This window comes from Kitasatospora arboriphila (assembly GCF_039528095.1).
Taxonomy (GTDB): domain Bacteria; phylum Actinomycetota; class Actinomycetes; order Streptomycetales; family Streptomycetaceae; genus Kitasatospora; species Kitasatospora arboriphila.
This window is the reverse complement of sequence record NZ_BAAALD010000007.1, coordinates 151,771-162,068: the sequence shown is the minus strand read 5'-3', so window position 1 is coordinate 162,068 and position 10,298 is coordinate 151,771. Positions and strand designations below refer to the sequence as shown.

8 protein-coding genes and 1 pseudogene are annotated in these 10,298 nt (G+C 74.5%); 5 read left to right on the top strand and 4 right to left on the bottom strand.

Annotated elements, in window-relative coordinates:
- Window positions 1–378 (top strand): annotated as a pseudogene (locus tag ABD353_RS06355) (hypothetical protein); the annotation flags it as partial.
- A gap of 4 nt (window positions 379–382) precedes the next feature.
- Here ABD353_RS06355 and hrpB read toward each other — a convergent pair.
- A complete protein-coding gene (gene hrpB / locus ABD353_RS06350) occupies window positions 383–2,887 on the bottom strand; it encodes an ATP-dependent helicase HrpB (protein WP_344622476.1) in 2,505 nt (834 codons plus the stop codon).
- A gap of 6 nt (window positions 2,888–2,893) precedes the next feature.
- Complete coding sequence (locus tag ABD353_RS06345; protein ID WP_344622475.1) at window positions 2,894–3,757, bottom strand: class I SAM-dependent methyltransferase; 864 nt, start codon at window positions 3,755–3,757, stop codon at window positions 2,894–2,896.
- A 434-nt stretch (window positions 3,758–4,191) separates the two neighbouring features.
- Here ABD353_RS06345 and rpsA point away from each other — a divergent pair, with 434 nt between their 5' ends.
- Together rpsA and ABD353_RS06335 are read left to right on the top strand one after the other, a co-directional pair.
- Entirely contained in the window at window positions 4,192–5,682 is a 1,491-nt protein-coding gene (rpsA, locus tag ABD353_RS06340; protein ID WP_095876832.1) for a 30S ribosomal protein S1, read from the top strand.
- Window positions 5,683–5,887: 205 nt separating this feature from the next.
- On the top strand, window positions 5,888–8,140 hold the full coding sequence (locus ABD353_RS06335; protein WP_344622474.1) for an MMPL family transporter: 2,253 nt from the start codon (window positions 5,888–5,890) through the stop codon (window positions 8,138–8,140).
- Between the two features lie 25 nt (window positions 8,141–8,165).
- Here the strand turns inward: ABD353_RS06335 and ABD353_RS06330 are convergent, their stop codons facing one another.
- Both ABD353_RS06330 and ABD353_RS06325 read right to left on the bottom strand, forming a co-directional pair.
- Complete coding sequence (locus ABD353_RS06330; protein WP_159400795.1) at window positions 8,166–8,312, bottom strand: hypothetical protein; 147 nt, start codon at window positions 8,310–8,312, stop codon at window positions 8,166–8,168.
- 174 nt (window positions 8,313–8,486) lie between these two features.
- Window positions 8,487–8,903, bottom strand: a complete 417-nt coding sequence (locus ABD353_RS06325; protein ID WP_344622473.1) for a MarR family winged helix-turn-helix transcriptional regulator — start codon at window positions 8,901–8,903, stop codon at window positions 8,487–8,489.
- Between the two features lie 64 nt (window positions 8,904–8,967).
- On the opposite strand from ABD353_RS06325, the gene ABD353_RS06320 reads away from it, so the two are divergent.
- Entirely contained in the window at window positions 8,968–9,609 is a 642-nt protein-coding gene (locus ABD353_RS06320; RefSeq protein ID WP_344622472.1) for an MBL fold metallo-hydrolase, read from the top strand.
- A 176-nt stretch (window positions 9,610–9,785) separates the two neighbouring features.
- Complete coding sequence (locus ABD353_RS06315) at window positions 9,786–10,295, top strand: hypothetical protein (protein ID WP_344622471.1); 510 nt, start codon at window positions 9,786–9,788, stop codon at window positions 10,293–10,295.
- Window positions 10,296–10,298 lie beyond the last annotated feature (3 nt).

The following is a 10,298-nucleotide window of genomic DNA, read 5'->3' as shown; positions in this document are numbered from 1 at the left end:
GGCGGGGGGGGGGGGGCCCCCCCCCCCCCCCCCCGCCCGGCGCCGGCCGTCACCGCCCCGCCGCCCCCGTCGCCGGGTGCGGCCGTCCCGTCGGCGGGCACGGCCGCCCCGGCGCCACCGACTCCGACGGCATCCCCGTCCGCGGACCCCGCCCGCGCCGCATCGCCGGAGGCGACCCGGGCCCGGGCGACCCGGGCAGTCCCGCCCACCCGCCGGGCGACCGCGACGCCCCGCTGGCAGACCAGCCCCCGCAGCGACGACCCGCGGAGCGACGGCGGCAGCACCACCCGCAACGGCGCCTGCGCCACCAACCCCGCCGGCGAGATCATGACCTGCGACCCGGTGAAGACCGGCACCCCGCTGCCCCGCACCCCCTGAGGGGTCACTTGCGCGGGTTGGCCCGCCGGGTGGGCTCGGCGGTGGTGGGGTCCTCCGGCCAGGGGTGGCGGGGGTAGCGGCCGCGGAGGTCGGCGCGGACGGCCCGGTAGCCGTCCCGCCAGAAGGAGGCGAGGTCGCCGGTGACCGCGGCCGGGCGACCGGCGGGGGAGAGCAGGTGGACGGTGAGCGGGGCGCGCCCGCCGGCCAGCGCCGGCGCCGCCTGCCAGCCGAACAGCTCCTGGAGCTTCACGGCGAGGACGGGCCGCTCCCCGGAGTAGTCCACCCGGATCCTCGACCCGCTCGGGACGGCGATCCGCTCGGGCGCCAGCTCGTCCAGCCGCCCGGCCTCGCCGCCCGCCCAGGGCAGCAGCCGCTGCAGGGCGGCGGCGGTGTCGATCCGGCCGAGGTCGGCCCGCCGCCGGGCCCGGGAGAGCTCCGGCTCCAGCCAGTCGGCGGCCCGTTCCAGCAGGGCCTCCTCGGAGACGTCCGGCCACGGGTCGCCGAGCACGCGGTGCAGGAAGGCCAGCCGCTCCCGCAGCCCGTCCGCGGCCGGCGGCCAGGACAGCAGGGCGAGGACGCCCTCCCGGGCGAGCCCGTCCAGCAGGGCGGCCCGCACCGGCCCCGGGTCCGGGTCGGTGAGCGGCGCCGCGGTGAGCTCCACCGCGCCCAGCCGGGCGACCCGCCGGGCGGTGACGTCGCCCTCGCGGGCGGACCAGTGCACCTCCTCGCGTTCGGTGACCAGGGCGGCGCCGGCCCGCCGGGCGGTGGCCTCGTCGAGCGCGACGGCCCGCCGCACCCGGGCCGAGGGAGAGCCGGCCGGCCGGTCGGCCACCGCGACCGCGAGCCAGCCGCCGCCGGAGAGCAGCGAGGCGAGGCCGAGCTCGGCGGCGGTGCCGGAGGCCATCAGGTAGCCGCGGGCGCCGCCGCGGGCGCGGGGGATCCGCTCCGGGTGGGCGAGCGCGACGACCAGTCCGGCCGCGGCCTCGTCGGACACGGCACCCTCCCCGCCGGGCCCGGAGCCGTCCTGCCGCAGCCGCCGGGTCTCGTCCCGCCAGCGGCGCGCGTACGGGTCGTCGGCGCCGCGGACGCTCCGCCAGACGGCGAGCAGGTCGTCTCCGAGGGCGCGCGGCGGCTCCTCGGAGAGCAGGGCGACGAGCTCCGCGGCGCGGCGGGCGCCCACCAGGCCGGTGCCGTCCAGGAGGGCCCGGGCGAGCCGGGGGTGCAGGCCGGTGCGGGCGATCCGGCGGCCGCGGTCGGTGGCCCGCCCGTCGGCGTCCACGGCGCCGAGCGCCTGCAGGGTCTCCCGGGCGGCGGCCATGGCGCCGGCCGGCGGCGGGTCGGGCAGGGCGAGGCCGCGGGCGTCCGGGTCGCCCCAGCAGGCGGCCTGCAGGGCGAAGCCGGTCAGGTCGGCGAGGGCGATCTCCGGGGTGGGGAAGGGCTGCGCGCGGGCGTCCTCGACCTCGGCCCAGCAGCGGTAGACGGTGCCGGGGGCCTCGCGGCCGGCCCGGCCGGCGCGCTGCCGGGCGGCGGCCAGCGAGACCCGGACGGTGACCAGCCCGCCGAGACCGCGGGCGTGGTCGGTGCGCGGCTCCCGGGCGAGCCCCGAGTCGACGACGGTGCGCACGCCGGGCACCGTCAGCGAGGACTCGGCCACGGAGGTGGCGAGCACCACGCGCCGCCGGGCGCCCGGGGCGAGCGCCGCGTCCTGGACGGCCTGCGGCGCCTGCCCGTGCAGTTGCAGCACCTCGACGCCGGTGCCGAGCAGCCCGGCGACCCGGGCGATCTCGCCGACGCCGGGCAGGAAGCAGAGCACGTCGCCCTCGCGTTCGGCGAGCACCCGGCGGACGGTGGCCGCGACGTGGTCGAGCAGCAGCGGATCCGTCCGGGTGCCGTGCGGCGGCGGGACGGCGCGCGGCGGGGGAGCCCACGCCACCTCGACGGGGTGGGACAGCCCGTGCGCCTCGACCACCGGTGCGCCGCCGAGCAGCTCCGCCCAGGCCGCGGTGTCGGAGGTCGCGGAGGCGCAGACCAACTGCAGCTCCGGCCGCAGCGCCGCCCGGACGTCGAGCAGGAAGGCGAGCGCGGTGTCGGCGTCCAGGTGCCGCTCGTGGCACTCGTCGAGGACGACCGCGTCGACGCCCGGCAGCTCCGGGTCGCGCTGCAGCCGCTGCAGCAGGACGCCGGTGGTGACCACCTCGACCACCGTCCGCGGCCCGACCCGCCGCTCGCCGCGGACGCGGACGCCGCCCTGCTCGCCGACCGCGCCGCCGAGCAGCCAGGCCATCCGGCGGGCCGCGGCGCGCACCGCGAGCCGGCGCGGCTCGGCGACCAGGACGCGGCGGGCGGGCCCGGGCAGGCCGTCGGCCAGCCCGGCGAGGGCCAGCGGGACGAGGGTGGTCTTGCCGGAGCCGGGCGGCGCGGCGAGCACTGCGGCGCCGTGCTCGGCGAGGGCGCGCTGCAGCGGGGGGACGGCGGTGCGGACGGGCAGTTCGAGGCCGGCGGGGCGCACCGGCGGTCAGCCCCGCTGCGCGACGAAGATCGCGGTGCCGGGGATCAGCCGGCCGCGCAGCGGCGACCAGCCGCCCCACTCCTGGTCGTGGCCCTCGGGCCACTCCGGTTCGACGAGGTCGAGCAGCCGGAAGCCAGCGGCGGCGAGCTCGCGGACCCGGTCGCCGAGGGTGCGGTGGTGCTCGACGTAGGTGGCGCGGCCCTGCTCGTCCTGCTCGACGTAGGGGGTGCGGTCGAAGTAGGAGGCGGTGGCGGTGAGGCCCTCGACGCCGGGCTCGTCGGGGAAGGCCCAGCGGATCGGGTGGGTCACCGAGAACACCCAGCGGGCGCCGGGCCGCAGCACCCGGTGGACCTCGCGCATCAGCGCGGCGGTGTCGGCGGAGAAGGGCACCGCGCCGTAGGCGGAGCAGGCGAGGTCGAAGGCGCCGTCGGCGAAGGGCAGCACCGCCGCGTCGGCCTGGACGACGGCGACCGGCTCATCGCCGCGGACGAGGTCGATCCGCCGGGAGTGCTGCAGCTGACGGAAGGAGATGTCGAGCGCGACCGGGCGGGCGCCGCGGGCGGCGAGCCAGCGGGAGCACTGGGCGGCGCCGGCACCGATCTCCAGCACGTCGAGGCCCTTCAGCGCGGCGGGGTCGCCGAGCAGCCGGGCGTCTGCCTCGTCGAGGCCCTCGGGGCACCAGGTGAAGCGGTCGTCGCCGAGGAAGGCGCCGTGTTCGTCCTGGTACTCGTCGGCGTTGCGGTCCCACCAGTGGCGGCTGGCCCGGCTGGACTCGCCGGGGTCGGCCGTGCGCCGGACGGCGTCGTCCTCCTCGCCGTGGCCGCCGTGCTCGCGGTCGTCGTCGGCGGGGTGGTCGGGGGTGGTGGTCACGATGCTGAGGCCCGTCGCGTAGGGTGTCGGTTGCGGAAGCGCCGCTGCCGTGAACCGGCTCCGTACGGGACCGGGTCGGGGTGGTGGCATCCGGGGACGTCCCCCTGCGACAGCCGCCGTTCTGGTGCGCTGTTGGAGGATATGGCCTGATCCATCCCGGCCTCCACCGGTCTCGACGCTCTTCGCGTTGACCGTGCCTGGCTGTCCCCGTATGCTACAAGTTGCGCTGCGGGCCTGCGCGCCTCGGACGGAGCAGGTCGCGCTCGCATCTGTCGAAGACCCCACGGTCTGCAAGACGGACACCTGTCCTTCCAGGATTTCTCATGGGGGTCGGTGCGCCGTGTTCTTGGCTGTCCGGCTTTCGGTGGGAGCGATACGGGCCCTCCGCGTGGCATTACCTACGACTTCATGTCCGTACCGGAGCCCTTTTCCTAATGACGAGCCCCACCGACACCTCTGTCAGCACCACCCCGCAGGTTGCGGTCAACGACATCGGCGACGCGGACGCGTTCCTCGCGGCGATCGACGAGACCATCAAGTACTTCAACGACGGCGACATCGTTGAGGGCGTCATCGTGAAGGTCGACCGTGACGAGGTGCTCCTCGACATCGGTTACAAGACCGAGGGTGTCATCCCGTCCCGCGAGCTCTCGATCAAGCACGACGTCGACCCCCACGAGGTTGTCTCCGTGGGCGACAACATCGAGGCCCTGGTTCTCCAGAAGGAGGACAAGGAGGGTCGTCTCATCCTGTCCAAGAAGCGTGCGCAGTACGAGCGCGCCTGGGGCACGATCGAGAAGATCAAGGAAGAGGACGGCATCGTCACCGGTACCGTCATCGAGGTCGTCAAGGGTGGTCTCATCCTCGACATCGGCCTCCGCGGCTTCCTCCCGGCCTCGCTGGTCGAGATGCGCCGTGTCCGCGACCTCCAGCCGTACGTCGGCAAGGAGCTCGAGGCCAAGATCATCGAGCTGGACAAGAACCGCAACAACGTGGTCCTGTCCCGCCGTGCCTGGCTGGAGCAGACCCAGAGCGAGGTCCGCCAGACCTTCCTCACCACCCTCCAGAAGGGCCAGGTGCGCTCCGGCGTCGTCTCCTCGATCGTCAACTTCGGTGCCTTCGTGGACCTGGGTGGCGTCGACGGCCTGGTGCACGTCTCCGAGCTGTCCTGGAAGCACATCGACCACCCGTCCGAGGTTGTCGAGGTCGGCCAGGAGGTCACCGTCGAGGTTCTCGACGTCGACATGGACCGCGAGCGTGTCTCCCTGTCGCTGAAGGCGACCCAGGAGGACCCGTGGCAGCAGTTCGCCCGGACCCACCAGATCGGCCAGGTCGTCCCCGGCAAGGTCACCAAGCTGGTTCCGTTCGGTGCGTTCGTCCGCGTCGACGAGGGCATCGAGGGCCTGGTCCACATCTCCGAGCTGGCCGAGCGCCACGTCGAGATCCCGGAGCAGGTCGTCCAGGTCGGCGACGAGATCTTCGTCAAGGTCATCGACATCGACCTCGAGCGTCGTCGCATCAGCCTCTCGCTGAAGCAGGCCAACGAGTCCCTCGGTGCCGACCCGGCGTCGGTCGAGTTCGACCCGACCCTGTACGGCATGGCCGCGTCCTACGACGACCAGGGCAACTACATCTACCCGGAGGGCTTCGACCCCGAGGCGAACGACTGGCTGCCCGGCTTCGAGAAGCAGCGTGAGGAGTGGGAGCGGCAGTACGCCGAGGCCCAGGCCCGCTTCGAGCAGCACCAGGCCCAGGTCATCAAGAGCCGTGAGGCCGACGCCGCCGCTGCCGCCGAGGCCGGCGAGGAGGCCCCGGTCTCCGGTGGCGGCTCGTACTCCTCCAGCAGCGACGAGGGCTCCGGCGCTCTCGCTTCGGACGAGGCGCTCGCCGCGCTCCGCGAGAAGCTGGCCGGCGGCCAGAGCTGATCGCAGTGCGCGCAGCCTGAGGGCTGAGCAGTAGTAGGCGGAACCCCCGCCCGGCATCGACCGGGCGGGGGTTCCGTCTTTGTTGTCCGGTATTTCTTATGTGTCGTTTACGTCACAGGAATTGTGAGATGAGGCTCATCGTCCCTCTATAGGACGAATCGGACTTAGCGCCTACATTGAGGGGAACTGCCCGAAAGGCTCCTTCATGCGCAATCCCCTCGCTGCCGCATCGCCTTCGCCCGCCGCCCTGCCCGCGCCCGCCGACCACCGGGTCGGCGGGCGACTCGCAGCCCTCGGCCGGGCGTGCTTCCGCCACCGCCGCTGGGTGCTCGCCTTCTGGGCGCTCGTCCTCGCGGCCGGTGTGCTGATCGGCGGGCGGGTCTTCGAGGGGACGGTCGCCGGCGGCGGCTCCGGCGGCTCCGAGGCCGCCCGCGGCACCGCCGCCGTCCAGGCCGCCGACCCGGTCAAGGGCACCGTCACCGCCGTGGTGGACGGCGCACCGGTCGCCGACGAGAAGGTACGGGCCGCGGTCACCGCCGCCACCGCCGAGATCTCCCACCTGCCCGGTGTGGTCTCGGTGGCCGACGCGTACTCCGGCACCCCCGGCATGGCCGCCGCGGACGGCCGGGCGAGCCTGGTCGCCGTACGGATGGCCGACGCCTCGACCCCCGCGCAGCTGGACGCCGTGACCGAGCGCCTCGACGCCGTCGACGCGGCCGGCACCCACGTGACCGTCGGCGGCGACCTCGTGCTGGAGCAGGAGGTCAAGTCGCAGACCGAGAAGGACACCCGCTTCGGCGAGATCGTCACCCTGCCGCTCACCCTGATCGTCATGGTGCTGGTCTTCGGCGGCCTCGCCGCGGCCGGCCTGCCGGGCATCGGCGCGATCGCCTCGGTCGGCGGCGCGCTGCTCGCCATGTTCGGCTTCAGCCGGATCATGGACATCGACACCAGCGTCCTGCCGATCGCCACCGTGCTCGGCCTCGGACTGTCCATCGACTACGCGCTGCTGATGGTCAACCGCTTCCGGGAGGAGCGCGGCCACGGCGCCACCGTCGAGCAGGCCGTGGAGCGCACCGCCGCCACGGCCGGGCGCACCGTCGCCTTCTCCGGCCTGACCGTCGCGGTCGCCCTGTCCGGCCTGTTCGTCTTCACCAGCCCGGTGTTCCGTGCGGTCGGCGTGGCCGGTGTGAGCGTCGTGGTGATCGCGGCCGCGGCCGCCCTCACCCTCGTCCCGGCACTGCTGGGCTTCGTCGGCCGGAGGATCAAGGCGCCGACCGAGCCCGTGCCCGACGAGGGCTTCTTCTCGCGGACGGTGCGGCGCGTCCAGAAGCGCGCGCTGCCGGTGATGCTGATCTGCGTGGCCCTGCTGACCGCCGCCGGCGCACCCTTCCTGGGTGCCCACCCGCGCAGCTCCGGCGCCGACGTGCTGCCCAAGTCCTTCGCCTCCCGGCAGGTCGCCGACACCGTCGCGCAGCGCTTCCCCGACCAGGCCGCCGCCCCGATCACCGTGGTCGTGAAGAGCGACCAGAAGACCGCGCAGGCGTACGCCGACGACGTGGTCGCCGGGCTGCCGGGCGTCGCCGGCGTCCGCGCGGTCACCCCGGTCGGCGACGGCCTCACCACCGTCGACGTGCTGGTGAAGGGCGACCCGCAGGGCGCCCAGGCCAAGAAGGTCGTCGGCGAGCTGCGGGACCACCGCGGCGGGCTCACCACCTACGTCACCGGCGACGCCGCCTCGGTCGCCGACTTCCAGCACGAGGTCGCCACCCGCGGGCCCTGGGCGCTCGGCCTGGTCGCCTTCGGCACCCTGGTGCTGCTGTTCCTGATGACCGGCTCGGTGGTGATGCCGGTCAAGGCGCTGCTGATGAACCTGCTGTCGCTGGGCGCCTCGCTCGGCGCGCTGACCATGGTCTTCCAGCACGGCTGGTTCAGCGGCCTGCTCGGCTTCACCCCCTCGGGCGGGCTGGAGACCTTCGTCCCGGTCCTGGTCTTCGCCTTCGCCTTCGGCCTCTCGATGGACTACGAGGTCTTCCTCCTCTCCCGGATCAAGGAGCTGTACGACCAGGGGCACGGCTGCACCCGGTCCGTCCAGCTCGGACTGCAGCGCAGCGGCAAGATCATCACCTCGGCGGCGCTGCTGATGGTGATCGTCTTCGCCGGGTTCGCCGCCGGGCAGATGCTCATGGTCAAGCAGATGGGCATCGCACTGGCGGTGGCCGTCGCGGTGGACGCCACCCTGGTGCGGTGCCTGCTGGTGCCGGCCGCGATGAGCCTGGCCGGCGAGTTCAACTGGTGGGCGCCCGCGCCGCTGCGCAGGCTGCACCGCAAGATCGGCCTCAGCGAGCACGTGGAGCTGCCGCCGCTCGGCGCACGGGCGGTGCTGCCCGGACAGCGCGCCGAGGCGGAGCAGGCCGGGGTCGAGGTCGAGGCCGAGCAGGTCGCGCTGGCCCGCTGAACGCGGCCCCGGCGGGGCCGTCCGGTCAGCGGTTGACGCAGGCGTTGCCGAAGCCCGGGGCCAGCCCGGCGGCGACGTCCAGCGGACCGCACGCGGAGGCGGCCCCCGCGGTGCCCAGCAGCAGACCGCAGACGGCGGCGGCGAGGACCAGGGCGGTGCGGACGGGGGTCATGGGGGCGTCCCTTCGGAAGCGCGGATGCTGGCGGCCTGCCCAACGCGAGGGCGGTCCCTCCGGCATGCGCCCGTCCGGGTGAGGGGGGTACCCGTCAGGGGCGGGGAGACTGCTCAGGTGCCCCCATGGGCCCCTGGGGCGCTCGCCCACCCCGCGCCCCTGAGTGGTTGCCCTTTAGGCCAATTTGCGCAGGAGGGGGACGGCTTGATGGAGGAGTCGGCGTTCCTCGGGGGTGAGGCGTTCGGTGAGGGCGGTCGCGATGGTGTCCTCGCGGCGGGCGCGCTGGGCGTGCAGCGCGGCGGTGCCGGCCTCGGTGGCGGTGATCATCAGTTTGCGGCCGTCGGTCTCGTGCGGGCGCTGCTCGACCAGGCCGGCCTCGCCGAGCAGGGCGACCGTGCGGGCCATCGACTGGTGCCGCACCCGCTGCAGGGCGGCCAGTTCGCTGGTGGTGTGCGGGCCCTCGCGGACCAGCCAGCCGAGGACGGCGGCCTGGTTCTGCGGCAGTTCGTCGCCGGGGCGGAGGGTGCGTACCAGGGGGCCGATGGCGGTGCGCAGCTCGGCGGCCAGCTCCAGGGGGTCGACCTCGTCCATGGGGATCATGCTACCGAGAATTTCCTACAGCCAAACTGTGCAGCATTGCTGTAATGTTTTCCGCATGCGACTGACGAAGCTCGGACACGCCTGCGTCCGCATCGAACACCAGGGCACCACCGTCGTCATCGACCCCGGAGCGTTCACCGAGGCCGACGCCACCCGCGGCGCGGACGCCGTCCTGATCACCCACGAACACATGGACCACTTCGCCGAGGACCGGCTGCGGGCCGCCGTCGAGGCCGACCCGGGCCTGCGGATCTGGACCAACCGCGCGGTGGCCGCGCAACTGGAGGGCATCGGCGCGCAGGTCGCCGTGGTCGGCGAGGGCGACGCCTTCGACATCGACGGCCTCGGCGTGAGTGTGCACGGCGAGTGGCATGCCGTCATCCACCCCGACATCCCGCGTGTCGGCAACATCGGCTTCCTGCTCGACGGGCGGCTGTTCCACCCCGGTGACGCGCTGACCGTGCCGCCGCATCCGGTGGACACCCTGCTGCTGCCGATCGCCGGGCCCTGGACCAAGGTCTCGGAGCTGATCGACTACGTCCGGGAGGCCGGCCCGGGGCGGGCGCTGGCGATCCACGAGGCCGTGCTCAGCGACATCGGGCAGATGGTGCACGGCCGGCTGCTCGGCGAGGGCGGGCCGGGGACGGGTGCCGCGTTCGCGCAGCTCACCGCGGGGGAGCAGCTCGACCTCGGATGACCCGTGGCGTCGCGGCCGGCTCGGCCGGGCTGCCGGCAACCTGACAATTCGTAAGCGGATTATGTGAGTTGTCGTCATAAACACCCGATTGGCGGTGGTATGTCCGGCTCCGGTCCGGGACCCTGTGGGGCCAGGGAGCCGCGGAACCGTCGCGGTTCCACGGGCAAGGAGGACGGATGTCGATCGGGACGAGGGCGGGTGCGGCGGCCGCCGTGGCCTGCGGAGTACTGGCCATGCTCACCGCCGGTGCGGGCGCCGCGTACGCGGACGGCGGCGCCGCCACACCGTTCAAGGGCCGCACCGAGGGCGGCAGTCTGGAGCTGGTGAACGGCGACGTCGTGGCCTGCGCCGGCGTCGGCGAGGTCCGCGTCGTCGACGCCCAGGGCGAGCACGTCCCCGGCGCGCCGGGCACCAGTTTCACCACCGCCGCCGGGACGAAGGTGCTCACCAAGAGCGCCGACACCGTCGAGGTGACCGTCGGCGGCGCCTCCGCCGCCGTCACCTGCGGCCCCGAGCTCTTCCCGACCACCACCGCGTCCGTCCCCAAGGGACCCTCCCTCGCCGGAGGCGGCGGCGGAGTCCTCGGGGCGGACCCGGTCGAGACTGCCGCCGGCGGGGCCCTACTCGCGGCCGGCCTCGCCGGCGGCGCCTTCGTCCTGCGCCGCCGGCACGCCGCCCGGGCCTGACCG

Bases quoted from the DNA above. Each gene is read 5' to 3' on its own strand.
- ABD353_RS06315 (WP_344622471.1), top strand. From the start codon at position 9,786: ATGTCGATCGGGACGAGGGCGGGTGCGGCGGCCGCCGTGGCCTGCGGA.
- ABD353_RS06320 (WP_344622472.1), top strand. From the start codon at position 8,968: ATGCGACTGACGAAGCTCGGACACGCCTGCGTCCGCATCGAACACCAG.
- rpsA (WP_095876832.1), top strand. From the start codon at position 4,192: ATGACGAGCCCCACCGACACCTCTGTCAGCACCACCCCGCAGGTTGCG.
- ABD353_RS06330 (WP_159400795.1), bottom strand. From the start codon at position 8,312: ATGACCCCCGTCCGCACCGCCCTGGTCCTCGCCGCCGCCGTCTGCGGT.
- ABD353_RS06335 (WP_344622474.1), top strand. From the start codon at position 5,888: ATGCGCAATCCCCTCGCTGCCGCATCGCCTTCGCCCGCCGCCCTGCCC.
- ABD353_RS06325 (WP_344622473.1), bottom strand. From the start codon at position 8,903: ATGGACGAGGTCGACCCCCTGGAGCTGGCCGCCGAGCTGCGCACCGCC.